We start from the raw sequence: 23780 nt of genomic DNA, 5'->3' as shown, positions 1-23780 counted from the left end.
TGGGCGGCTATAGGCGCGCACCAAGGGGCTTCTCTGGAACGCGGGTGACTCGTGGCAAAGCGCGTGCTCGTTGTCGAGGACAACGAACTCAATCTGAAACTTTTTTGCGACCTGCTGCGCGCGCACGGGCATGACGTGCTGCCGCTGCGCGATGGCCGCGACGTGCTGGCGCAGGCGCGCGAATTCGTGCCGGATCTGGTCATCACCGACATCCATCTGCCCCATGTCAGCGGCTATGACCTGATCGTGTCGCTCAAGGGCGATGACAGCCTGTCGGCGGTGCCGATCATGGCGGTCACCGCCTATGCCGGGAAGGGCGACGAGGATCGTATTCGCGCCGCCGGCGCCGACGCCTATGTGTCCAAGCCGATTTCGGTGCTGCGGTTCGTCGAGCAGGTGAACGCGCTGCTGTAACCGGCCGGCAACAGCGTCACTGATGCGTCATCATTCGGTCGCTGCTCTGACATCATAGCGCAGTTTGCGCGTCATCCTCCTCTGTCACGTCATGCGCGCCAAGGGCGCGGCGGTCATGCCGACGCTCGGATGCACAGGGGTATTTTATCATGTCTCATCTGACCGACGAGGCGCGCGCGGCCTTCCGCGATGCGCAGCCCAAGATTGTTTCGGGCGAAGATAGCCTGGAAGCCATCGTCGCGGCCAATCCGGGCCGCCGCTCCGTCCTGAAGAACGGCCTGCTGGGCCTGTCCGTGCTGCCGATGCTCGGCGCGCTCGCCGCCTGCGACGATGATGACGACGACAGCACGCCGGCACCCACGCCGACGCCGACACCCACCCCCACGCCGACTCCGACGCCCAGCTATGGCATCAACTTCACCTCGGTCGCGATCAACACCAACGACACCGTGACCGTGCCGTCGGGCTATACTGTCGATGTGCTGCTCAAGGCCGGCGATCTGGTCGAAGCCGGCACCGCCTTTGCCAACGGCACCTTCCCGACCAGCGTCAGCCAGACCGCGGCCTGGGCCGGCGGCAATCATGACGGCATGGAATATTTCGAACTGACCGGCACCGACGCCAACAGCGGCGGCCTGCTCGCGATCAACTTTGAACTGCCTGACTACAACATCCTCTTCTCCAGCGGCAGCTATAATGCGTCGACCGCCACCGCCGATCAGAAGGCGATCGCACTCTCGGCCGTCGGCATCGCCGTGGTCGAAGTGACCAAGGGCACGGACGGCAAGTTCGCGGTCAAGGCCGGCTCGAAATATAACAAGCGCTACAGCGGCAACACCGACTATCGCGTCGGCGGCCCTGCTGCGGGCGTCCTGCCCGGCACGATCCGCGGCATGCTCAACAACTGCTCGTCGGGCCGCACCCCCTGGGGCACCTACCTCACCTGCGAGGAAACGACGAACAACTATCTCGACCCGACCCAGCCCAACACCAGCTATGGCTGGGTGGTCGAGATTGATCCGTTCCAGGAACTGGCCCCCGCGACCAAGCGCACCGCGCTCGGCCGTTTCAGCCATGAAAATGTCGCCCACATGACCGACGCCAACAACCGCGTAGCCTTCTACATGGGTGACGATTCGACGCCGGGCTGCGTCTACAAGTTCGTGCCGGACCGTGCCTTCAGCAGCAGCAATCGTGCCGCCAACACCGACCTGCTCGATTATGGCACCCTCTATGTCGCGCGCTTCAATGCCGACGGCACGGGCGAATGGCGTCCGCTGGTCCAGGGTCAAAATGGTCTGGTCGCGGGTGCCCAGGATCCGGGCAATGTCAGCCAGTCGACCACGCCGCCGACCCCGACGACGGTCAATTTCACCAACCAGGCCGATGTGCTGGTCAACACCCAGTCGGCCGCCCGCGTCGCTGGCGGTACCATCATGGACCGTCCGGAATGGATCACGGTTGCGCCCAACAAGCAGGCGATCTTCGTCACGCTGACCAACAATAGCGGCCGCCGCGTCACCGACGCTGCCGATCCGCGCGTGACCAACCTGCATGGCCATATCCTCAAGTTCCGCGAAAATGGCGACTCGCCGCTGGCGACCGCCTTCACCTGGGAAATCTTCCTGCTGGCAGGCAACCCCGCGCTCGCGGAGGATAATCTCAAGGGCAATATCAGCGGCGACTATTTCTCCAGCCCCGATGGCATCCGCATCGATCCCCAGGGCCGCCTGTGGGTCCAGACCGACCATAATCTGACCGGCAATGCCGGCACGCTGAACGGCGCTGCCACCAACATGACCGGCGCCTTCGGCAATAATTCGATGTATTATATCGACCAGACCAGCAAGCAGTCCAAGCGCTTCCTGGTCGGCCCTGCGGGCTGCGAGATCACCGGCATTGCCTATACGCCGGACCTCAAGAACTTCTTCATCAACATCCAGCATCCGACCGGCAACTGGCCGGTGGCGGGGCAGCAGCCGCGCTCCTCGACCATCGTGGTGCGTCGTACCGACGGCCAGCCGGTCGGCAACTGACGACATCGGGCTCCCGATCTTCGGATCGGGGGCCTCTCCGGCTCGCATGCCAACAGGAAAAGGCCCGCTCCCAACAGGGGCGGGCCTTTTTCGGTGCCGAAAGATCAGGCGCGCGGGCGCGAAGCCCGCAGCGGCTTACTTGATCTTGGCTTCCTTGAACTCGACATGCTTGCGCACGACCGGGTCATACTTGCTGAAGCTCAGCTTTTCGGTCGTGGTGCGCGGGTTCTTCTTGGTGACGTAGAAGAAGCCAGTGTCAGCCGTGCTGACGAGGCGGATCTTGACAGTTGCCGGCTTGGCCATGGCTTGGTCCCTGGTCTTGAAATAGCGTAAAAAGAAAAGCGGCCCTGTCGGACCGCCCCGTTTCAGCGGTGCCCCTTGGGGCAGATTCGCCTCGATGTCAAGGCTCGCGCGCCCAATGGAGGCTGCGCAACAGGCTTTACGGCCCTTTAATCCTATGCGCGCATGCTGTCGGGCGGGGCACGGATGAAGGGAGATGGCTCCATGCGACATGATCCGAAACTGGCGATTCTGGCGGACCTGCTGCGGCGGGTCGACGGACTCGCCGCCCAGCGCGGCCATGTGTCGGTGCCGCGCCTGCATGACGAGGTCGACCAGATCCGTCATATCGCCCGCGCCTTCCGCGTCGATAGCGTCGGCGACCTGGCCGCCACGCTCCAGTCGGTCCTCTCGCTCGATGGGCTCGATTCGGTCGTCCTCTCCTATCTCGACCGGATGCGGGACGCGATCGCCGACGAATTGCCGCCGCTCGACAATATTTTGCCGTCGGCCGCCGCGCCCGCTACGGTGCATCGCCTGCACGCCTGACGGGATTTGGAATGGACGCCTTGTTGATCGCCCTGCTGGGCTGCCTGTTCGGGGAAATCGGGGACAAGGGGCAGTTGCTCGTGCTGGCGCTCGCCCATCGCTATCAACGCGACGGGGCGATCATCGCCGGCGTCGCCGTTGCCGCCATCGTCAATGCCGCCCTGTCCGCGGCAGCGGGCGCCTGGATCGGGCCGATGCTGGGCCATGACGCACGGCTGTTGTTCATGGCGCTGTCGCTGCTGTTCCTAGGCGTCGGCCTGCTCTGGCCGGTGAAGATGCCCGACACGCTCGACGACTGGCGTATCGGGCCGTTCCTCACCACTGCGCTCGGCGTCTTCATTCTGGGCTTTGGCGACGGTCCGCAATTCCTGATCCTGGGCATCGCCACCCGCACGGCCGACCCGGCGCTGGCCGCGATCGGCGGCGCGATTGGCGTGATCGCCGCCAGCGTGCCGGTGATTCTGATGCGCGACCGGTTCCTTTCCGTGCTGCCGGTGCGCGCGATTCGCCTGGTCGGCGGCGGCATCGCCATATTGGCGGGTGCGGGCATGGCGATGAGCGCGATCGGCCGGCTCTGATCGATTCCCTTCATCAGCCTGACCGATAAATTGCCCAAAGATTTCCGACTTGCGGGGGCACCTTATTGACGGACAATCATTATATGTCCGAAATCAATTCCGCCCCAACAGGAGGACAATGCATGACCGCCCCCGATCTCAAGACGCCCACCGACCTCAAGAGCAACGCCACCAAGTCGGTCGCCGAGGCCCTGAACGGCGCCCTGGCCGACAGCTTTGCCCTCTATCTCAAGACCAAGAATTTCCACTGGCACGTCTCAGGCCCGCATTTCCGCGACTATCATCTGATGTTCGACGAGCAGGCGACCGAGATTCTGGGCGTGACCGATCTGATTGCCGAGCGCGTGCGCAAGACCGGCAACACCACGCTGCGCTCGATCGGCGACGTCGCCCGTCACCAGAGCGTGAAGGACAATGACGCCGATTTCGTCAGCCCGGCCGACATGCTCAAGGAACTGCGCGACGACAATCTGGCGCTGGTCGAAACCTTCCGCGCGGTGAAGGCCGCCGCGACCGAGGCGGGCGACAATGCGACCGAAGGCATTGTCGACGACTGGACCGACCAGGCCGAACAGCGCGCCTGGTTCCTGTTCGAAGCCGCCCGCGGCGCCTGAATCTGAAGAAGGCCTCCCGGCACGTCACCGGGAGGCCCTTCTATATGCGATTGCCTAAAAGCCGTTCGCTTCGAGCCTGTCGAGAAGCGTAAAGCGCTACGCCTCGTCCACCACCCCGATCGACACGATCTCGATCGCACCGTCCTTGCCGGCAAAGTCGACCGCCTCGCCCATCTCGGCATCCATCATCGCGCGGGCCAGCGGCGCGGAAAAGCTGATCCGCCCTTCATGCGGATCGGCCTCGTCGTCGCCGACGATCGCCACGGTCTTTTCCTGGCGGTTCAGCCGATAGGTCACCCGCGTGCCGAACGCGACCGTCTCGCCATCGGCCGTCGGGCGCAGTTCCGCCGTCGCCAGCCGCGTGCGCCAATAGCGCAGCACACGCTTGTGCTTCTTGGCAGCTTCCTCGTCCATCGCTGCGCTATCGATCGCTTCCAGCGCCGCTACCTGTTCCTGCGTCAGCCGCAATCCGCGCGCCGTGACCCAATTGGGGCCGGGCGGGATCGGCAGCTCGAACTTGGGCTCCATATGCTCATCGTCGCTTTCGCGACGAAAGGCGACACTCATCTTGCCTCTCCAGAATTTCAGTAATGCGGGACGATGGGCCGAGGTGGCCGGTCAATCCTCGTCGAACAGGCCCGCAAGCTGTTCAACCATCGTGCCGCCCAATTGTTCGGCGTCCATGATGGTCACGGCGCGGCGATAATAGCGGGTGACGTCATGGCCGATGCCGATCGCCACCAGCTGCACCGGCGACCTGTTCTCGATCCAGTCGATCACCTGGCGCAGATGCCGTTCCAGATAGGTGCCGCTATTGACCGACAGGGTGCTGTCGTCGACCGGCGCACCGTCGGAAATCACCATCAGGATGCGCCGCTCCTCGGGCCGCGCGATCAACCGCGCATGCGCCCATAGCAGCGCTTCGCCGTCGATATTTTCCTTCAGCAGCCCTTCGCGCATCATCAGGCCCAGATTCCTGCGCGCCCGGCGCCAGGGTTCGTCGGCCTTCTTGTAGATGATGTGGCGCAGGTCGTTGAGCCGTCCCGGCATCGGCGGGCGCCCGGCCGCCAGCCAGTCCTCGCGGCTCTGTCCGCCCTTCCAGGCGCGCGTGGTGAAGCCGAGGATTTCGGTCTTCACGCCGCAGCGTTCCAGCGTGCGGGCCATGATGTCGGCGCTGATCGCGGCGATGCTGATCGGCCGGCCGCGCATCGAGCCACTATTGTCGATCAACAGGGTGACGACGGTGTCGCGGAACTCGGTGTCGCGCTCGATCTTGTAGGTCAGCGACCGGGTCGGATCGATCACGATTCGCGCCAGCCGCGCCGCGTCGAGAATCCCTTCCTCCTGGTCGAAATCCCACGAGCGAAGCTGCTGCGCCATCAACCGCCGTTGCAACCGGTTGGCAAGCTTGGTGACGGCCCCCTGCAACGACACAAGCTGCTGATCCAGAAAACCGCGCAGACGGTTCAGCTCATCCTCGTCGCACAGGTCGTCGGCGGTGACGACCTCGTCATGCTTCTGGGTATAGGATTTATAGTCGAAACCGGGGGGCAGGTCGGATGTCGGCCGATTGGGCCGCACCGGCATCATGCCTTCCTCGCCCATATCATCGGCGCCGTCTTCCGCGTCGGCGTCGAACTCCTCGCTATAGTCGGTGTCGCCCTCTTCGGTCTCGCCGCCCTGGTCCTCGGACCGGGCCTCGGCGTTCATGTCGCTGTCGCCCGATTCCTCCTGGCCGGAATCGCCTTCTTCCTGCTCTTCCTCCTTGTCCTCGCCCTCATCCTCGGGCTCGGGGTCGTCGGTTTCGGGCGGCACGTCGGCATCGACCAGCTGCAGATGCTCCAGCATCGCCTGGGTCAGCTTCTGGAAAGCGCGCTGGTCGTCGATGGCGAGGCCCAGCGCGTCGAGATCGGTGCCCGCCTTGTCCTCGATCCACTGGTCGACCAGCTTCATCGCCGGCCGCAATTCCTCGGGCACCGCCTGGCCGGTCAGCCGTTCGCGCACCTTGAGCGCCAGCGCGGTCGACAGCGGCACCTCGTCCGCCGCCCGCGCCCGGCGGATCGGATCGGACTTCAGGCGCATCGCCAGTGCCTCATTGAGGTTCGCGCGCACGCCGTCCAGCGCCCGCGATCCGATCGCCTCGACCCGCGCCTGCTCGACCGCGTCGAACACCGCGCGCGCCACCGCTTCGCCCGGCGCCATCGCATTGTGCAGCTTGGCATTATGGTGGCGCAGCTTCAGCGCATTGGCGTCGGCAAAGCCGCGCGCCAGTGCCACCTGATCGGCGGGCAAAGCGCGGCTGGGCGTCGGCACCTTGATCGCCTTGCCCACCATGTGCGGCGTGTCGGCGGTGAAGCTCACCTCCACCTCCATGTCGCGCGTCATCGCCCGCGCGGTACCGGCCAGCACATCCTTGAAGGCGTCCAGGGGGGAACGTTCGCTCACCGGCCCTCCGGATCGTTCACGCGCGGCACGGCGATGGTTTCGATCTGGGTCTCGACCTCGCTCATCAGCTTGTGGACCGGGCATTTGGCCGCGACCGCGATCAGCTTGTCATGCTGCTCGTCGCTCATCGGGCCGGTCACGGCGATGCGGGTGGTCAGCTTGTAGATGCCGGCCCGCTCCTGGCTCGCATCGCGCACCACGCCAACATGGATATTCTCGACCGGAATGCCGTTGCGCTGGGCATACCACAGCATGGTCATCGCCTTGCAGGCACCCAGCGCCGAATCATACAGGTCATGCGGGTCCGGCCCGGCGTCATGGCCGTCGGGTGCCGACATGTCGGCGACGATCTCATGCCCCCGGATGCTGATCCGGTGCGCGCTGCCGCCTGTGGGGTCGATCCGTTCGACGACGATCATGGGTTCCGCCCTTTCGTTCAAGGGGCCGTGCGAAGGTTCAGTTCGCCCGGCTCGCCACGCTCTCGGGCAGATCCTTGCCAAAGACGCGCTGATAATATTCCGCCACCAGCGGCCGTTCCGCCTCATCGCACTTGTTGAGGAAGGAGAGGCGGAAGGCGAAGCCGACATCCTTGAAGATCAGCGCATTCTGCGCCCAGCTGATCACGGTGCGGGGCGACATCACGGTCGAGATATCGCCGTTGATGAAGCCCTGGCGGGTCAGTTCCGCCACCTTGATCATGCTCTCGACCTCCTTGCGGCCGCCCTCATGATCATATTCGCCCGACTTCGCCAGCACCACCTGCGCCTCGGTCGCGGCGGGCAGGTAATTGAGCGCCACCACCAGGTTCCAGCGGTCCATCTGGCCCTGGTTGATCTGCTGCGTGCCATGATAAAGGCCGGTCGTGTCGCCCAGGCCGACCGTGTTGGCGGTCGCGAACAGGCGGAAATGCGGGTTCGGCCGGATCACGCGATTCTGGTCCAGCAGGGTCATCTTGCCGTCGGTTTCCAGCACGCGCTGGATCACGAACATCACGTCCGGGCGGCCGGCATCATATTCGTCGAACACCAGGGCGACCGGGCGCTGCAGCGACCAGGGCAGCAGGCCTTCCTTGAATTCGGTGACCTGCTGGCCGTCCTTCAGCACGATCGCGTCGCGCCCGACCAGGTCGATGCGGCTGATATGCGCGTCCAGGTTGATGCGGATGCACGGCCATTTCAGGCGCGCGGCGATCTGCTCGATATGGCTCGACTTGCCGGTGCCATGATAGCCCTGCACCATGACGCGGCGGTTGAAGGCGAAACCGGCCAGGATCGCCAGCGTCGTGTCCGGGTCGAACACATAGGCGGGGTCGAGGTCGGGCACGCGCTCGTCGGCCTGGGAAAAGGCCGGAACCTTCATGTCGATGTCGATGCCGAACATCTCGCGCACATCGACTTCGCGGTCGGGCGCCTCCATCAGCGTCTCGGAACGGGCATCGGGCTGGATGTTGGAAATGTCGGTCATGTCGTCATCATCTTCCTGCGAGTCACTCTCGCCCTAAACGATCGGGCAAGGGTGTGTCGAGACAGTGGGGGCTCGGCGTCCGGCGATCAAGCGGCCCATTCGGTCAGATTGGCCTCCTGTCCGACCAATGCCAGCCCATGGGCGATCGAAGTCAGCTCGCCGCCGGTGGCAATCCGGTCATGGCCGAAACGGCGGAAGAAGATGTCGCGGATCGCCGGGATCAGCGACGATCCGCCGGTCAGGAACACCCGGTCGATGCTTTCCGGGGCGACATTGGCCTTGGCCAGCGCCTTGTCGACGGTCGCCTCGATCGCGGCGATGTCGGCCGCGATCCAGCGCTCGAAATCGGCACGCGCTACCTCGGTCTCGATTCTGATGCCGCCACCCTCGAAGCGGAAGGTGGCGCTGTCCGCGTCCGACAGGGCCCGCTTCAGCGCGCCGACCGCGTCATAGAGCGGATAGCCCAGTTCCTTTTCGATCACGGTGATCATCCGGCCGATCGCGGCGGGATCGCGCGCCGCCTTCTGCAATTTGGCCAACTCGTCCATCGTCCGCCGGTTGCGCATCAGCGCCAGGCGCGACCAGTCGGCGAAATCGGCGAAATAGCTGCGCGGTATCTCCAGCTCCTTGCCGAAGGAGGTGTAGGCGCCGCCCTTGCCCAGCATCGGCAGCACCAGCTGGTCCATGATGCGATAGTCGAACCGGTCACCGGCGAGGCCAATGCCCGCCGATCCCAGCGGTACGCAGCGCCGCGCCGCGCCCGGCGCCTCGACCCGTACCAGCGAAAAGTCGCTGGTGCCGCCGCCGAAATCCGCGACCAGGATGGTCGCCGCGCTGTCGAGCCGGCTGGCATAGCTGAACGCGGCGCCCAGCGGCTCATAGACATAATGGATCTCGCTGCCGAAGCTGGCGAACATCGCGTCATAGCGCTGCCGCGCCAGCGCCTCGTCGGGCCGCGCGCCGGCATATTCGACCGGCCGGCCGACGACGATGCGTTCGGGCCTCTTGTCCAGCGTGCCGCCGGCATGGCCGATCATCCGCCCCAGGAACATCTGCCCCAGTTCCTCGAAGCGATAGCGTTTCTCGAAGATGCTGGCGCTTTCGAAGATCGGGCTGGCCGCCACCGACTTGAAGGATTGCAGGAACCGGCTGTCCTCGGGAAATTCCAGATATTCACTGATCGCCCAGGGGCCGGCTTCATGCGCCATGCCGCCCTTCACATGGCTGTCATGCCAGAAACACAGGGCCGACCGGAACACCGCGCCGGTCGCCTGCGCGCCGGCAAATTCGACCAGCTCCGACTGGCCGGCATCGGCGATGGCGGCGACGCTGTTGGTCGTGCCGAAATCAAGGCCCAGGGCGCGGGGCGGGGTCTGCATATATGTCTCCGGGGGAAGGGGGCGGCGCCTATGGCAGGGCTATAGCCTTGCTGCAATAGCGAGCAAAATGCTTCCTTGTCGCGGCTGCGGCCGATGCCGGTCCCGTGACTGTCCTACAGGCGGGCCAGGATGCTATGCCGAAACCGGCTCTTTCCCATCGTCGATTGTCGCAAAATTCTTGTAATGAAATTACGGATGTTGGAATTTAAATGTCAAAATGTGCGGGAAATATGCGAAGTTAAGCGTAATTTCTTCCTATTTTGAACTATCGGCAATTGGACGGAAACCGCTTGTTAAAACGGGTGGGCCATGGATGCTCGATGCTTATTGTCATCCTCACCATTCTCTTCCTGGCGATCAACGGCTGGACCATGCTGATGTTCAAGGCGGACAAGATGCAGGCGATCGCCGGCGAACGGCGCGTGCCGGAGGCGAACCTCCTGATGCTGGCCTTCATTGGCGGCACGCCCGGTGCCTTTGCTGCCCGCCATCTGTTCCGTCACAAGACGCGCAAGGAACCCTTCTCGACCCAGTTGATGGTCATCGCCGTGGTGCAGGTCGGCGTCCTGATCGGCTGGTTCCTGTTATAGAGCAGATTCCGATCCGACTGCGTCGGCTCGACTGCTCTATGCTCCCTTTTCGGCGCGTTTTCCGAGTCATCAGGTGATTCACCTGATTGGAAAACGCTCTAGCGGCGAACCTGCCTAAGCGAACACCGGTGCCTTGCGCAGATGGCCATAGGCCTCGATCACATTCTGCAGCTGCCCCTCCTTGGTGCGGTCGCCGCCATTATGGTCGGGATGATAGCGGCGCAGCAATTCGGTATAGCGGGTGCGCAGCGCTTTGCGGTCGGCGTCGATCGGCAGGCCCATCACCGACAGCGCCTTGCGGTCCTCGGATGACAGAAATTGGCCGTCCTGCCGCACCTGCGCATCGGCCCGCGCCTTGGCGACCCGCTCCTTGAACTTGGCGCCGATCGCATCGAGCGGGTCCTGGAAGTCCGACCATTTGGGCGGCGGGCTGGCGGCATTGCTGGAAAAGGCGCGGGTCTCCCGCTCCCAGCCGGCATAGGGGCGCTGGGCCGCGGCAATTTCCTCCGGGCTCATGCCGGTGAAGAAATTATAACCCTGGTTGAAGGCGCGGACATGGTCCAGGCACAGCCAGCGCCATTGCGGCCCCTCGTGATGCGATCGGTGGCCATCCTGCAATGGCGCGCGAAATTCGCCCGGTTCCGGGCAACCGGGCACGGCGCAGGGGCGGTCGCTTTCCACGCGGCCGTGAAAACGGTTGAAACGACGGGTCGAGAAGGGATCGCTGCTCAAGATTGTCCTGATGGAATGGCTGGCAAAGCAGCCTATATAGGGCGCATGACCACCGACCTCAAAGGCCCTGTCGCCACCGAAATCGAGGCGCGGCTGCGCGCCGCCCTGACTCCTGCCCATCTCGCCGTCATCGACGATAGCGAAAAGCATCGCGGCCATGCCGGTCATGACGGCTCGGGCGAAAGCCATTTCACCGTGGAGATCGTCGCCGAACGGTTCGTCGGCCAGAGCCGCGTCGCCCGCCAGCGCCTGGTCAATGCCGCGCTCGCCGACCTGCTGCGCGACAAGGTCCATGCCCTGGCGATCAAGGCCCGCGCGCCCGGAGAAGCCTGACCCCAACGACAGGAGCCGTCCCATGTCGAGCGACAATGTGCTGCTGCAGACGATCACGCCAACGACCCATGATCTGGGCGATTTCAAGGTGCATCGCGCGCTCCCGGCGAAGGAGCGGACCATGGTCGGCCCCTTCATCTTCTTCGACCAGGCGGGGCCGGCGCTATTGCCGACGGGGCAGGGGGTGGACGTCCGCCCCCATCCCCACATCAACCTCGCCACCGTCACCTATATGCTGGAGGGGACGTTCCTCCACCGCGATTTGCTCGGCACGCAGCAGTTGATCGGCCCCGGCGCGGTTAATCTGATGACCGCGGGCAAGGGCATCGTCCATTCGGAACGCACCTCGCCCGCCGATCGCGGCCATGACAAGAAAGTGCTGGCGATCCAGACCTGGCTCGCCTTGCCGGAGCGTGACGAGGAATGCGACCCGGCCTTCGAGCATGTCGAGGGCGGCGGCCTGCCGGTGCTGGAGGATCATGCCTCCTGGGCGCGGGTCATCATGGGCACGCTCTGGGGCGAGACGGCACAGGTTTCGACCTATGCCGACACCATCTATGCCGATATCCAGCTGCGTCCCGGCGGTTCCATCCCCGTCGATGCGATTGCCGAGGAGCGGGCGCTCTATCTCTGGCAGGGATCGGCCACGCTCGACGGCGTCGAGCTGCTGCCCCAGACCCTCTATGTGCTGCGCCCCGGCGTGCCGGCTACGCTGCACAGCGATCAGGGCGCCAATCTGGTCCTGTGCGGTGGCGAGGCATTCGCGACCCCGCGCCATGTCTGGTGGAATTTCGTGTCCTCGACCAAGGACCGGCTGATGCAGGCGCGCGAGGATTGGGAAGCGATGCGCTTCCCGCTCATTCCGGGCGACGATCAGGAATTTATCCCGATCCCGCAGGGCCGGCCCAAGACCATCAGCTACCCCTGACGGTCAGGCTTATTCGACGAAGGTCAGCGACAGATTCTCGGCATTCTTGGGAATGTCGATCCGGCTTTCGTTGATCGACGCTTCCTCGCCGGGCTTCAGCCGGGCCTTGTCCGCCTTGGTGGTCCAGCTGAACACCAGCCGGTTCTGCCGGTCGCGCAGCTGCACCAGCACCGGCGGCACCGGCAGCGCCTGCTTGCCGCTGTTCACGATCCGCGCGCCAAAGGCGAAATATTCCTCGCCGGTCGGCAGCTTGCGCCGCTCGGCAGGCTTGGAGAGATAGAAGAGCAGGTCCGGATCGCCCTCTTCGGCGACCAGACCCATATTCACCGCCCAGGCCGGCGGCCCGAAATAATGGAGCGCAGCGCCGGCGGCCGCGACTAGCAGGAAGAAGAGGACGGCGGCCCAGGTCAGCAGCTTGGCGCCATTGCGCCGACGCTTGGCCGGCAGCGACGGCGGCGGTGGCACCTCTTCGGCCGGCTGCGATACGCCGGCATAAATGTCGTCGAACCGGTAATCGGGTGCGATCGCCGGCGTCGGCTCGGCCGCAGGTTCGACCGGCGGCGGTGCAGCGGCCTGCGGCTGCGCGGGTGCGACCGGTTCCGGCTCGGGCGCCGGCGTGAATCGCATCGGCGCTTCGGCGGGCGCCGCTTCCACGGGGGGCGGCGGCGGTGGTGGAGGAGTGGGCGGCGGCGCGACCGGTGCGGGAGCGGCCGGTTCGGGTGCCTCTTCGCGCGGTGCGGGGGCGGGGCCTTCCTGGAACCAGCTATGCTTGCAGGCGGCGCACCGCACCTGGCGTCCGTCCGGGCCGACGGCGGTGTCGGGCACGATGTAGCGCGTCGCGCAATTGGGGCACACCAGGATCATTCTGCTTCATAGGCATGGCAGGGACTCTAGGGCAAGAGTCTGAAACACAGACCCGCTCATGGGCGCGACTCGCGGCATTGCGCGGGATAGTTTGTCGGCCTGCCCTTTACGCGTCCCCGCCGCCTGTGCCATGGCAGGGCTTCGGGGAAGCAGGGAGCGCATCGGCGCCACACGTCACTTATGTCGGCCATCGTCCAGTTCGAAAATGTCGGCCTGCGCTATGGTCTAGACAGCGAGACCCTGTCCGACGTCAGCTTCTCGCTCAACAGCGGCGATTTTTATTTCCTCACCGGCAGCTCGGGCGCGGGCAAGACATCCCTGCTCAAGCTCCTTTATCTCGCCCAGCGGCCCAGTCGCGGCGTGATCCGCCTGTTCGGCGAGGATGTGGTGACGCTCCCCCGCAAGCGCCTGCCCGGCTTTCGCCGCCGCATCGGCGTCGTGTTCCAGGATTTCCGGCTGGTCCCGCATCTGTCCGCCTATGACAATATCGCCCTGCCGCTGCGGGTCGCGGGCATGGAGGAAAGCGAGATCGACGCGCCGGTCAGCGAAATGCTGAACTGGGTGGGGCTGGGCGATCGCGGTCAGGCGCGCCCCGCGACCCTGTCGGGCGGGGAGCAGCAGCGCGTCGCCATCGCCCGCGCGGTGATCGGCCGGCCGGAGATTCTGGTCGCCGACGAACCGACCGGTAACGTCGACGCGGACATGGCCCGCCGCCTGATGACCCTGTTCGAAGCGCTCAATCGCCTGGGCACCACCATCGTCGTCGCCACCCATGACCTGCCGCTGATGGCCCAGGTGGCGAGCGCGCAGATGATGCGGCTGGACAAGGGGCGGCTGGCCGATCCGACCGGTGCGCTGCGCTATCCGCCCCGCCCGCAGGGCGGCGCCTGATGGCCGGAGGCAATCGTCGCAGCGCGGCCGCCGCGCGCCATCGCCTGCTGCCCGCCGGTCGGGTGGCGGGGCCGATGCCCTGGATCATCGCGATCATGATGTTCCTGACCGTGCTGGCCGCTGCTGCGGGCCTGGGCCTTGGCACCGCCGTCCGCGCGATGAGCGCCGATCTTGCCGGCCGCGCCACGGTTCAGGTGGTGGAGGCCGATGCGCAGCAGCGCGACCGTCTCTCCGCCCGTGTGCAACAGGCGCTGCGCGGCAATCGCGATGTGCGCCAGGTCGCACCGGTCCCGGCCGCGACGCTGGCGCAGCAACTGCGTCCCTGGCTCGGCGCAGACGTGACCAGCGGCGACCTGCCGATCCCGGCGCTGATCGACATCAGCCTGACGCCGGGCGATGCGACGGCCAAGGTCGATCGGTTGCGCCGGTCGCTCGCCACCCTGTCGCCCAGCCTGCGGGTCGAACCCCATGCCGCCTTCCTTGCGCCGTTGGCCGGCCTGCTCACCGCACTGGGCTGGCTGTCGGGCGGGCTGGTGCTGCTGATGGGGCTGGCCACCGGCGCCGTCGTCGTGCTGGCCGCCCGCGGCGCGCATGACAGCCATCGCACCACGATCGAGGTGCTGCACCTGATGGGCGCGACCGATGTGCAGATTGCCCGCCTGTTCCAGCGCCGGATCGCGCTCGACGCCACCATGGGCGGCGCATTGGGCTTTTCCTTCGCCGTGCTGGTGATCCTGCTGATCGGCGCGCGCCTGTCGGCCACCGGATCGCAGCTGATGGGTGCGGTCGCCTTGCCCTGGACCAGCTGGGCGCTGCTTGCGGCGCTGCCGATTGCCGGCATTCTCCTGTCGACGCTCACCGGCCGCTGGACCGTGCTGCGCGCACTCGGGCGCTCGCTATGATCGTCCGCCTGATCGCCGTTACATTGCTCGGCTGGATGCTGGGCTTTGCCTGGTTCGCGATGTTCCTGCCCCAGCCGCTCGACGGTCGACAGACCGACGCGATCGTCGTGCTGACCGGCGGCGCCGGTCGGATCGACCGGGGGCTGGCCCTGCTGGAGGAAGGCGCGGCCAAGCGCATGCTGATTTCGGGCGTCGACCGCTCGGTCCGTCCGGTCGAACTGGCGGCCGAATACAAGACGCGGCTGTCGCTCTTCACCTGCTGCATCACCTTGGGGCGCGAGGCGATCGACACCCGCTCCAACGCGATCGAGACGGCCCGCTGGCTGGAACGGCGCGATTATAAGAGCGTCCGCCTCATCACCACCGACTGGCATATGCGGCGTTCCGCGCTCGAACTGCGTCAGGCGCTTCCGGGCCGCATCAACCTTGTCTATGACGCGGTGCCCAGCCGTCCCAGCCTCACCATATTGGTGCGGGAATATAATAAATATCTCGCGCGCCGCGTGGCCGCGCTCTTTGGTATCTGATCCATGACCCTGTTCATTGCCCTTCGCTCGCTCGTCTTCATGCTGGCCTTCTATGTCGGCACGGCCTTCTTCGTGCTGGCGGCCGTCATCGGCGGGATGTTCAAGCCCGCGCATGTCCAGTCGGCGGCGACCGGCTGGAGCCGCTTTCATCGCCTCTGCGTGCGCTGGATATTGGGGCAGCGGATCGTGGTCGATGGCGACCTGCCGGTCGGTCCCTATCTCTACATCATCAAGCATGAATCGATGTTCGAGACGATCGACCTGCTCTGCCTGTTCGACCGGCCGGTGATCGGTGCGAAACGGGAACTGCTCGATATTCCCTTCTGGGGCGGCATCGCCCGGCGCTACGGCCTGATCCCGATCGAGCGGACCGCCGGCGCCAGCGCGCTGCGAACCTTGCGTGCCTCCGCCAAGGACGCCGTGGCGCAGGGGCGGGCGGTCTGCCTGTTCCCCGAAGGCACGCGCGTTCCCCATGGCGAAGCGCCGCCGCTCAAGTCGGGCTTTGCCGGCCTCTACAGCCTGCTCGGCCTGCCGGTGGTGCCGATCGCGATCGACAGCGGCGTCGTCTCACCGCGCGGCAAGTTCCTCAAGCGCCCCGGCACGATCACCTACAAGGTGGGTGAGATCGTCCCCACCGGCCTCGACCGCAAGGAGGCCGAGATCCGCGTCCACGCCGCGATCAACGCGCTCAATTGAACAGATTCGCAAAGCGCCCTTGGCGCTTTGCCAAGCCCGCGCGGCGCCTGAGCGTTTCAAGCTGCTGATGCGTAAGCATCATGGCAGCTTGCTATCAATGCGACCGGCCGAAGTCGGGCTTGGCGTCGTCCTGGCCCTGTTCGATGATCGACCGGCGGATCGCGCGGGTGCGCGTGAACAGGTTGAACAGCGTGTCGCCGTCATTCCAGCGGATCGCCCGCTGTAGGGTCGACAGATCCTCCGAGAAACGCTGCAGCATTTCCAGCACTGCGTCCTTGTTCGCCAGGAACACGTCGCGCCACATAGTCGGGTCCGATGCGGCGATACGGGTGAAGTCGCGGAAGCCGCCGGCCGAATATTTGATCACCTCGCTCTGGGTGACATTCTCCAGGTCGCTGGCCGTGCCGACGATCGTATAGGCGATCAGGTGCGGCAAATGGCTGGTCACCGCCAGCACCAGGTCATGATGCGCCGGGTCCATCGTCTCGACATCGGCACCGACCCGGCGCCACAGTTCCGACACCCGCTCGACCGCCGCCGGATTGGCATCGGCGGGCGGGGTGATGATCGACCAGCGGCCCTTGAACAGGGTGGCAAAGCCCGCTTCCGGCCCGCTATTTTCGGTGCCGGCCACCGGATGCGCCGGAATGATGATGCGGCCGGGCAAAGCGGCGTTGAGCTGCGCCAGCACGTCCGCCTTGCACGAACCCACGTCGCTGATGATCGCATCGGCCGGCAACTCGTCGGCAATCTCCGCCGCTGCCGCGCCCATGGCGCGCACCGGCACGCACAATATCACCAGTTCGGCGTCGGTCACCGAAGCGCTGGCCGTATCGGTGATGTCGTCGCACAGGTCGATGCGGCGGGCGGTTTCGCGCACCGCCGGATCGGCATCATGGCCGGTGACACGGACGGTCGGCATATATTCGCGGATCGCCCGCGCCAGCGAGGATCCGATCAGGCCAAGGCCGATGATGGTGACACGGGAAAAGGGCAGCATCGCGTCAGGCCGCCTCCGCCATGGCGCGCAGCTTGGCGGCGACGGCGCGGGTCTGTTCCTCGGTGCCGATGGTGATGCGCAGCCCATTGGGTAGCCCCTGGCCCGGCAGCCAGCGGGTGGCATAGCCCTCGTCCCACAGCCCCTTCATCGCCGCCTCGGCGGTCAGCTTGCCGTCGAACAGGATCAGCAGGAAATTGGTGCGGCTCGGCACGGCGCGCAGGCCGTGATTGGAGAGGGACGCGATCTCGCCCGCCAGCCATTCGCGCCATTGCGCATTATGGGCGCGGCTCGCCTCGACCCATTCATTATCCTGGATCGCGGCGACCGCGGCGGCCTGGCCGGCAGTGGTCACGTTGAACGGCGCGCGGATGCGGTGGAGGATGTCGATCACGTCCTGGCTGGCATAGCCCCAGCCGATCCGTTCGGCCGCCAGGCCATAGATTTTCGAGAAGGTGCGGGTGACGAACACGTTGGACGCGGTCTTGGCCAGTTCCAGCCCCGCATCATCCTCGTCCGCGTCCAGATATTCGGCATAGGCCTGGTCCAGCACGAACAATATATCGGGACGCAGCCCGGCGTGCAGCCGCGCAATCTCCTCCCGGCTGGTCATGGTGCCGGTGGGATTGTTGGGATTGGCGAGGAAGACGACCTTGGTCTTCTCCGTCACGCAGGCCAGCAGCGCATCGACATCGGTCGCATAATCGGCGTCGGGCGCCTCGATCGGCGTCGCACCGACGCGGCGGGCGGCAATGTCATAGACCGAAAAGCCGTAGCGCACATAAAGCACTTCGTCGCCCGGCCCGGCATAGGCGCTGGCGGCGATATGCAGCAGTTCGTCCGACCCGGTGCCATAGATGATGCGTGCGGGGTCAAGCCCATGGACCGCACCGATCGCCTCGCGCAGCTTGGCCGCGCCCGGATCGGGATAGGTGGCCAGATCCGCCGTCGCCGCCACCAGCGCCGCGCGGGCAGCCGCACCGGTGCCGAGCGGGTTCTCGTTGGCGGACAGCTTGATCAGCGGCCGGCCGTCATCGGCCGCGGACTTGCCCGGCACATAGGCATGAATGCCGAGAATCCAGTCCTTGGGGGCGGGTTTTGCTGCAGCGTCGCTCATGGAGCGCGGCTTTAGCGGCTTCCGCGCCAAAGGCAAAGCGGCTGGATCAGCGCGGCGCTGCCAATTCCTGCCGCGCCAGTTCGCGCTGGGCACGGAACACCGGATCGGACTGCAACCGCGCATAAGTGGCCGATGCCACGACCCGCCCGGCCAGCGTGTCGCTCAACCAATGGGCGCGACAGATGACCCGGCTCTCGCCAAATTCATAACCGCGCTTGAGCAGGGCATCCTGCTTGTCGGGCATGACGTCGGTCAGGACCAGCGCCAGCATCCAGCCGATCGCGGTATGGCCCGACGGATAGGAGCCGTCCTTGCGCAGCATGGGCTCGTCCTGCGGGCGGCAGGTATTGCCGTCATGCTCCACGAACGGGCGCACCCGCTGATAATGGCCCTTGGCGCGCGAGGTGGAGAAGGCGGCGTCGGCCGCCGCGCGGCGCAGCAACATGGTCAGGTGCGGGTGGCTGCCGTCCGACAGCGACAGGCCGGCGATCGGCTCGAACGACTGGACCATGTGCGGCCAGCCCAGGTCCGCGTCCGACGCGGCCAGCGCCTGGCGATCGGCCGGCGCGGCGAGCGCGGCGCGATAGGCTTCCTCATCGGCCGCCTTGGCGGCCGTGCCGGGGGCGGGCGGGGGCGGCAGCAGGGTCAGGCTGTTGGGCAGGGCGGCGGGGTCGAGATAGCCGCGCGGAAAGGGGATGGCCTTGGTCAGCTGCCCGACCGCCTCGATCGTGGTCGGCGGCACCGGGGCGCTGGCCGACGGCGGCGTGGCGGTGGTCGCACAGCCGCTGACCAGCAGGATCGATGCCAGAAGGAATGTCTGTTTATGGAGTGTGCGCATCGCCTGTCCGCCTTTTGCTTTGGGGCCTGACGCCCGGCCCTATCAGCAGGGGCAGGGCGCGACCATCGGTGCTTGTCCCGATAGGCGGCAGCGGTGCAACCCTCAAGCGCGCTTGCCGATCCCCTTCTCGATCAACGCGTTGGCGATGTCGGCAATCTCCTGCGCGGGGCGGCTGTCGTCCCACACGCCATAGCGCAGCCCCAGGAACACATTCATCCCCATGATCGCCCAGGCATGGACCTCTTCCACGTCCGCGCGCACGTCGCCCTGCTGCGCGGCCTTCTTCAGGCGCGCGGCCATGCGGGTGGCGGTATTCTCATAATGGGCGCGATAGGCGGCCTGGTCGACGAACTCGGCCTCGTCGATGATGCGGTAGATTTCCTTGTGGGCGCGGGCGAACTCCAGGAAGCTTAAGAGGCCGATCCGCTCCGCCTCGATCCCGTTACGGGCGTCGGCGATGCGCGGCGAGACATAGTCGCGCACCTGGCCCGACATGTCATTGACCAGCGCGCGGAAGATATCGTCCTTGCTGTCGAAATAGGTGTAGAAACTGCCCAGCGCACAGCCCGCCCGGCGGGTGATGCCGCTGATCGACCCGTCGTGGAAACCCTTTTCGCCAAATTCCTCGGCTGCCGCCGACAGCAGCGCGCGAAGCGTGCGTTCGCCCCGCGCGGTGCGCGGCGCCTTGTCATCGCGTCTCTCATCCCGTGGGGAAGCCGGATCGGTCATGCTCTCTCCCTCTGCCTGCCAATACGTGCCTTTTCAATCATTTGAGGACGTCTGGTGGCCTTGTTCGCCGTCCCTCATATTTGAAGTTGAAAGCTGGTTCAACTTTCATTATTCAAAGGGCAAGCAGATTGGCTACCCGGATGACCGGGGGCCGCTTCAGGAGAGGAAACGCCGATGAAGGCCCATCACAGCATTCGTGCCCTTGCCCTCGCATCCGCCGCCTGGACCGGCGCGATGGCATGTCCCGCCTTCGCGCAGGACGCGTCGGTGCCCGCCGCCGATGCCGAGGAGGCCGGCATCATCGTCACTGCCCGTCGGCGTGAGGAAACGCTGGTGTCGGTGCCGATCGCGGTCAGCGCCTTCTCTGGCGCTGATCTGGAACGGGGCGGGGCGATCGACATCAGCGACCTCGCCAATGTCACCCCCAACACCACGCTGGAGGCGTCGCGCGGCACCAATTCGACGCTGACCGCCTTCATCCGCGGCGTCGGCCAGCAGGATCCGGTTTCCGGCTTCGAACAGGGCGTCGGCATCTATCTCGACGATGTCTATCTCAACCGGCCGCAGGGCGCGCTGCTCGACATCTATGACGTCGAACGGATCGAGGTGCTGCGCGGGCCGCAGGGCACGCTCTATGGCCGCAACACGATCGGCGGCGCGGTCAAATATGTCACGAAGATGCTGCCGCAGGACTTTTCGCTCAAGCTCAAGGGCACTTATGGCAGCTATGATCAGGCCGATGGCATCATCAGCGTGTCGGCGCCGATCGGCGACCTGATGCGCGTGGGTGGTGCCTTTGCCCGCCTGTCGCGCGGCGGCTTCGGCAAGAATCTCACCACCGGGCAGGACAATTATAACAAGGATATCTGGGCCGGCCGCGCCACCTTCGAAATGGGCGGCTATGGCGCGCCGGTGCTGATGCGCATCACCGGCGACTATACCAAGGATAACAGCAACCCGCGTGGCGGCCATCGCCTGATTCCGGGGCAGGCATCGGGCGCGCCGGTGCTGGACGATGTGTTCGACACCCGTGGCGGGCTGGTCGATCCCAAGCAATATGTGAAGTCCTACGGCCTGTCGATGAACCTGACGGCCGAACTCAATGATGCGGTGACGCTGCGCTCGATCAGCGCCTGGCGCAAGGATGACAGCGCCTCGCCGATCGACTTCGACGCGCTGCCCGCCGTCGATGTCGATGTGCCGGCCTATTACAAGAATGAGCAGCTCAGCCAGGAATTCCAGCTGCTCTACGACAAGGGTCGTCTGCACGGCATGGTCGGCTTCTATTATCTCGATGCCAGCGCCGACACCCAGTTCGATACCCGCATCTTCACCACCGTGGCGGGGCTGACCGCCTTCACCCAGGCCAATGTCGATACCGAAACCTATGCCGTGTTCGGCGACATGAGCTTCGACCTGACCGATCAGCTCAGCCTGTCGGCCGGTGGCCGCTATACCTGGGATACGCGCCGGGCCAATATTCTGCGGCAAAGCTATCTGGGCGGCGGCTCGCCGGTGTTCGACGGGGCGGGCATTCCCTTCGGTGCGCCCAGCACCAATTTCCGGGGCGAGCGCGAGTTCAAGAAGTTCACGCCGCGCTTCTCGGTCAGCTACAAGCCGACCGCCGATCACAATATCTATGCCAGCTATTCCAAGGGCTTCAAGGGCGGCGGCTTCGACCCGCGCGGGGTCGGCACCAACGCGCCCGACCTCAATGGCGACGGCATCCGCCAGGACAGCGAAATCGCCTCCTTCCTCAGCTTCGCGCCCGAACAGGTCGACAGCTATGAAGTCGGCTATAAGGGCAATCTGATGGATGGCGCCCTCTATGTCGCGGTCGCCGGCTTCTATGCCGATTACAAGGATGTGCAGATTCCCGGTTCGGTCGCCTGCACCGTCAATGTCGGCGGCGTGGCGACGCCCTCCTTCTGCGGTGTCGTGTCGAATGCCGGCAAGGCGCGCTTCAAGGGGCTGGAGTTCGAAAGCAATGCCCGCCTTGGCCGTGACATCTTCAGCGGCGGCGACCGTCTGAACCTGCAGACCGCAGTTGGTTTCATCGATGCCGATTATCGCGAATATATCGCCAATATTGCCAGCGTGCCGACCGATGTCGCCGACTATCGCCGGGTGCAGAACACGCCGAAATGGACCGCCAGCGGCACGCTCAGCTATAATGTCCCGGTGGGCGATGGCAGCCTCTATTTCGGCAGCACCGTCTCCTGGCGCTCGAAGACCTATCAGTTCGAAATCCCCAACCCCTATATCGATCAGAAGGGCTATGCGCTGTGGGACGCCAGCCTGGTCTATACTGCCCCCAGCGATCGCTGGAGCATCGGCGTCCATGGCAAGAACCTGCTCGACAAGGAATATAAGACCTCGGGCTATACCTTCGTCGCGGCCAATCCGGTGACTGGCGCGATCATCAACAATGCGGCCGGCTATCCCACCCCCTCGCTCGGCAAGGAAGGCACGCTGACTGCCTTCTACGGCAACCCGCGCCAGGTGTTCGTGACCGGTTCGGTCAAGTTCTAAGCTGCGTTTCCCATCCGTTCGGTTCGAGCTTGTCGAGAACCCCTGCGCAACGGTTCTCGACAAGCTCGAACTGAACGGAGATGGGTAGCCGTCTATGACCGACCGAACCTCTTCCCCCGCCTATCGCGGCGTCGTGCTGGCGATGCTGCTGCTGGTCTATACCTTCAACTTCCTCGACCGACAGATCCTCGGCATCCTCGCCGGGCCGATCAAGGCGGAGCTGGGGCTGACCGATACCCAGCTCGGCGCGCTGGGCGGCATCGCCTTTGCGCTGCTCTATTCGACGCTGGCGATCCCGCTGGCGCTGCTGGCCGACCGGACCAGTCGCACCTGGGTCATCACCGTCAGTCTGGCGGTGTGGAGCGGCTTCACCGCGCTGTGCGGCATGGCCGGCAATTTCATGCAGATGTTCCTGTTCCGCATCGGCGTCGGCGTGGGGGAGGCGGGCGGTGTGGCGCCCTCCTATGCGGTCATCTCCGACTATTTCCCGCAGCATCAGCGCGCCCGCGCCCTCTCCATCTATTCGCTCGGCATTCCGCTGGGTTCGGCCGGCGGCGTGCTGCTGGGCGGCTATATCGCCCAGACCGTCGAATGGCGCACGGCCTTCATCGCGGTCGGCATCATGGGCATCCTCATCGCGCCGCTCTTCCGCCTGGTCGTGCGCGAACCTGCCCGCCCGGTGCAGTCTGGCACGCCCGTGCCGGTCAGCGCGGTGTTCGGCATTCTCGCGGCCAAACGCAGCTTCTGGTTCCTGGCATTGGGCGCCGCGTGCAGCTCGATGTGCGGCTATGGCGTCGCCTTCTGGCTGCCCAGCCTGCTGATGCGCAGCTTCGGCCTCGACCTGCTGGGCGCGGGCCAGTTTCTGGGCGGGCTGCTGCTGCTGGGCGGGGTCGCGGGCGTGCTGCTCGGTGGCTTTCTGGGCGATGCCATGGGCAATCGCGACAAGGCCTGGTTCGCCTGGGTGCCCGCGATCAGCTATGTGATCGGCATGCCTTTGTTCGTGGTCGGCGTGCTGTCGTCCAGCGTCGGCTTCGCCTTCGCCCTGTTCCTGATCCCACAGGCCTTGGTCTATGTCTGGCTCGGCCCGGTGCTGACCGCCGTGCAGCATCTGGTGCCGCCGCATATGCGGGCCAGCGCCTCGGCGACCTTCCTGCTCATCAACAATCTCGTCGGCCTCGGCCTTGGCAGCTGGAGCGTCGGCGCCCTGTCCGATGCGCTGACCCCGACTTATGGCAATGAAGCGCTGCGCTACGCCATCGTCGCGGCGCTCGGCTTCTACCTGCTCGCCGGCCTGTTCATGGCGCTCGCCGGCAAGGCGCTGCGCAAGGATTGGGTGACGGCCTGAC

26 protein-coding genes are annotated in these 23780 nt (G+C 65.5%); 14 read left to right on the top strand and 12 right to left on the bottom strand.

Annotated features, from left to right (window positions below; translation table 11 throughout):
- Positions 1-51: 51 nt before the first annotated feature.
- Together AC0KVN_RS21130 and AC0KVN_RS21125 are read left to right on the top strand one after the other, a co-directional pair.
- On the top strand, positions 52-414 hold the full coding sequence (locus tag AC0KVN_RS21130) for a response regulator (protein ID WP_010338631.1): 363 nt from the start codon (positions 52-54) through the stop codon (positions 412-414).
- Positions 415-563: 149 nt separating this feature from the next.
- The gene (locus AC0KVN_RS21125; protein ID WP_010338632.1) at positions 564-2450 is read left to right on the top strand and encodes a PhoX family protein; all 1887 of its coding nucleotides are present in this window, start codon (positions 564-566) and stop codon (positions 2448-2450) included.
- A 135-nt stretch (positions 2451-2585) separates the two neighbouring features.
- Here the strand turns inward: AC0KVN_RS21125 and rpmG are convergent, their stop codons facing one another.
- Positions 2586-2753: a 50S ribosomal protein L33 gene (rpmG, locus tag AC0KVN_RS21120; protein ID WP_004208953.1), complete on the bottom strand. Its 168-nt coding sequence runs from the start codon at positions 2751-2753 to the stop codon at positions 2586-2588.
- A gap of 201 nt (positions 2754-2954) precedes the next feature.
- On the opposite strand from rpmG, the gene AC0KVN_RS21115 reads away from it, so the two are divergent.
- From AC0KVN_RS21115 to AC0KVN_RS21105, 3 genes are all read left to right on the top strand, one after another.
- The gene (locus AC0KVN_RS21115; protein WP_435567768.1) at positions 2955-3278 is read left to right on the top strand and encodes a hypothetical protein; all 324 of its coding nucleotides are present in this window, start codon (positions 2955-2957) and stop codon (positions 3276-3278) included.
- A gap of 11 nt (positions 3279-3289) precedes the next feature.
- Positions 3290-3856: a TMEM165/GDT1 family protein gene (locus AC0KVN_RS21110; RefSeq protein ID WP_435567769.1), complete on the top strand. Its 567-nt coding sequence runs from the start codon at positions 3290-3292 to the stop codon at positions 3854-3856.
- 122 nt (positions 3857-3978) lie between these two features.
- Positions 3979-4470: a Dps family protein gene (locus AC0KVN_RS21105; RefSeq protein ID WP_004208950.1), complete on the top strand. Its 492-nt coding sequence runs from the start codon at positions 3979-3981 to the stop codon at positions 4468-4470.
- 96 nt (positions 4471-4566) lie between these two features.
- Here AC0KVN_RS21105 and AC0KVN_RS21100 read toward each other — a convergent pair whose 3' ends face one another.
- From AC0KVN_RS21100 to AC0KVN_RS21080, 5 genes are all read right to left on the bottom strand, one after another.
- Complete coding sequence (locus tag AC0KVN_RS21100; protein WP_435567770.1) at positions 4567-5037, bottom strand: GreA/GreB family elongation factor; 471 nt, start codon at positions 5035-5037, stop codon at positions 4567-4569.
- 51 nt (positions 5038-5088) lie between these two features.
- On the bottom strand, positions 5089-6915 hold the full coding sequence (gene cobT / locus AC0KVN_RS21095; RefSeq protein ID WP_435567771.1) for a cobaltochelatase subunit CobT: 1827 nt from the start codon (positions 6913-6915) through the stop codon (positions 5089-5091).
- Positions 6912-7334: an OsmC family protein gene (locus AC0KVN_RS21090; protein WP_313393649.1), complete on the bottom strand. Its 423-nt coding sequence runs from the start codon at positions 7332-7334 to the stop codon at positions 6912-6914. The genes cobT and AC0KVN_RS21090 overlap by 4 nt, the downstream gene beginning before the upstream one ends.
- Before the next feature lie 37 nt (positions 7335-7371).
- Positions 7372-8379 (bottom strand): cobaltochelatase subunit CobS, encoded by a 1008-nt coding sequence (gene cobS, locus AC0KVN_RS21085; protein WP_004208944.1) that lies wholly within the window; start codon positions 8377-8379, stop codon positions 7372-7374.
- Positions 8380-8465: 86 nt separating this feature from the next.
- Entirely contained in the window at positions 8466-9758 is a 1293-nt protein-coding gene (locus AC0KVN_RS21080) for an Hsp70 family protein (RefSeq protein ID WP_435567772.1), read from the bottom strand.
- Positions 9759-10078: 320 nt separating this feature from the next.
- Here AC0KVN_RS21080 and AC0KVN_RS21075 point away from each other — a divergent pair, with 320 nt between their 5' ends.
- A complete protein-coding gene (locus AC0KVN_RS21075; protein WP_435567773.1) occupies positions 10079-10348 on the top strand; it encodes a DUF1294 domain-containing protein in 270 nt (89 codons plus the stop codon).
- A 114-nt stretch (positions 10349-10462) separates the two neighbouring features.
- Here AC0KVN_RS21075 and AC0KVN_RS21070 read toward each other — a convergent pair whose 3' ends face one another.
- Positions 10463-11080 (bottom strand): DnaJ domain-containing protein, encoded by a 618-nt coding sequence (locus AC0KVN_RS21070; protein ID WP_435567774.1) that lies wholly within the window; start codon positions 11078-11080, stop codon positions 10463-10465.
- Between the two features lie 45 nt (positions 11081-11125).
- On the opposite strand from AC0KVN_RS21070, the gene AC0KVN_RS21065 reads away from it, so the two are divergent.
- Both AC0KVN_RS21065 and AC0KVN_RS21060 read left to right on the top strand, forming a co-directional pair.
- Positions 11126-11413: a BolA family protein gene (locus AC0KVN_RS21065; protein WP_004208941.1), complete on the top strand. Its 288-nt coding sequence runs from the start codon at positions 11126-11128 to the stop codon at positions 11411-11413.
- Positions 11414-11435: 22 nt separating this feature from the next.
- Entirely contained in the window at positions 11436-12341 is a 906-nt protein-coding gene (locus tag AC0KVN_RS21060; RefSeq protein ID WP_435567775.1) for a pirin family protein, read from the top strand.
- A 9-nt stretch (positions 12342-12350) separates the two neighbouring features.
- On the opposite strand, the gene AC0KVN_RS21055 is transcribed toward AC0KVN_RS21060, so the two are convergent.
- Entirely contained in the window at positions 12351-13205 is an 855-nt protein-coding gene (locus AC0KVN_RS21055; RefSeq protein WP_435567776.1) for an MJ0042-type zinc finger domain-containing protein, read from the bottom strand.
- Between the two features lie 180 nt (positions 13206-13385).
- Between AC0KVN_RS21055 and ftsE the strand changes: the two genes are divergently transcribed.
- Genes ftsE through AC0KVN_RS21035 form a run of 4 tightly spaced genes read left to right on the top strand, consistent with a single transcriptional unit; the run spans position 13386 to position 16221 of the window.
- On the top strand, positions 13386-14096 hold the full coding sequence (ftsE, locus tag AC0KVN_RS21050; protein WP_004208937.1) for a cell division ATP-binding protein FtsE: 711 nt from the start codon (positions 13386-13388) through the stop codon (positions 14094-14096).
- A complete protein-coding gene (locus AC0KVN_RS21045; RefSeq protein WP_122928397.1) occupies positions 14096-14998 on the top strand; it encodes a cell division protein FtsX in 903 nt (300 codons plus the stop codon). The genes ftsE and AC0KVN_RS21045 overlap by 1 nt, the downstream gene beginning before the upstream one ends.
- The gene (locus tag AC0KVN_RS21040) at positions 14995-15525 is read left to right on the top strand and encodes a YdcF family protein (RefSeq protein WP_010338644.1); all 531 of its coding nucleotides are present in this window, start codon (positions 14995-14997) and stop codon (positions 15523-15525) included. Before AC0KVN_RS21045 ends, AC0KVN_RS21040 begins: the two co-directional genes overlap by 4 nt.
- 3 nt (positions 15526-15528) lie before the next feature.
- Positions 15529-16221 carry a lysophospholipid acyltransferase family protein gene (locus tag AC0KVN_RS21035; protein ID WP_435567777.1) on the top strand — a complete coding sequence of 231 codons (693 nt, stop codon included), beginning with the start codon at positions 15529-15531 and terminating at the stop codon, positions 16219-16221.
- A gap of 94 nt (positions 16222-16315) precedes the next feature.
- On the opposite strand, the gene AC0KVN_RS21030 is transcribed toward AC0KVN_RS21035, so the two are convergent.
- From AC0KVN_RS21030 to AC0KVN_RS21015, 4 genes are all read right to left on the bottom strand, one after another.
- Complete coding sequence (locus tag AC0KVN_RS21030; protein ID WP_313393661.1) at positions 16316-17221, bottom strand: prephenate/arogenate dehydrogenase family protein; 906 nt, start codon at positions 17219-17221, stop codon at positions 16316-16318.
- A gap of 4 nt (positions 17222-17225) precedes the next feature.
- Positions 17226-18335, bottom strand: coding sequence for a histidinol-phosphate transaminase (hisC, locus tag AC0KVN_RS21025; protein ID WP_037522150.1), 1110 nt, complete (start codon positions 18333-18335; stop codon positions 17226-17228).
- A gap of 46 nt (positions 18336-18381) precedes the next feature.
- On the bottom strand, positions 18382-19173 hold the full coding sequence (locus AC0KVN_RS21020; RefSeq protein WP_284113138.1) for an acid phosphatase: 792 nt from the start codon (positions 19171-19173) through the stop codon (positions 18382-18384).
- 102 nt (positions 19174-19275) lie between these two features.
- The gene (locus tag AC0KVN_RS21015; protein WP_125988648.1) at positions 19276-19902 is read right to left on the bottom strand and encodes a TetR/AcrR family transcriptional regulator; all 627 of its coding nucleotides are present in this window, start codon (positions 19900-19902) and stop codon (positions 19276-19278) included.
- Between the two features lie 174 nt (positions 19903-20076).
- On the opposite strand from AC0KVN_RS21015, the gene AC0KVN_RS21010 reads away from it, so the two are divergent.
- Positions 20077-22434, top strand: a complete 2358-nt coding sequence (locus AC0KVN_RS21010; RefSeq protein WP_435567778.1) for a TonB-dependent receptor — start codon at positions 20077-20079, stop codon at positions 22432-22434.
- A gap of 94 nt (positions 22435-22528) precedes the next feature.
- Positions 22529-23779 carry a spinster family MFS transporter gene (locus AC0KVN_RS21005; protein WP_097384764.1) on the top strand — a complete coding sequence of 417 codons (1251 nt, stop codon included), beginning with the start codon at positions 22529-22531 and terminating at the stop codon, positions 23777-23779.
- Position 23780 lies beyond the last annotated feature (1 nt).

The organism is Sphingobium sp. SG1, assembly GCF_057063145.1.
Note: the sequence above shows the minus strand (reverse complement) of the source record. Positions and strands in the feature narration are given on the sequence as shown.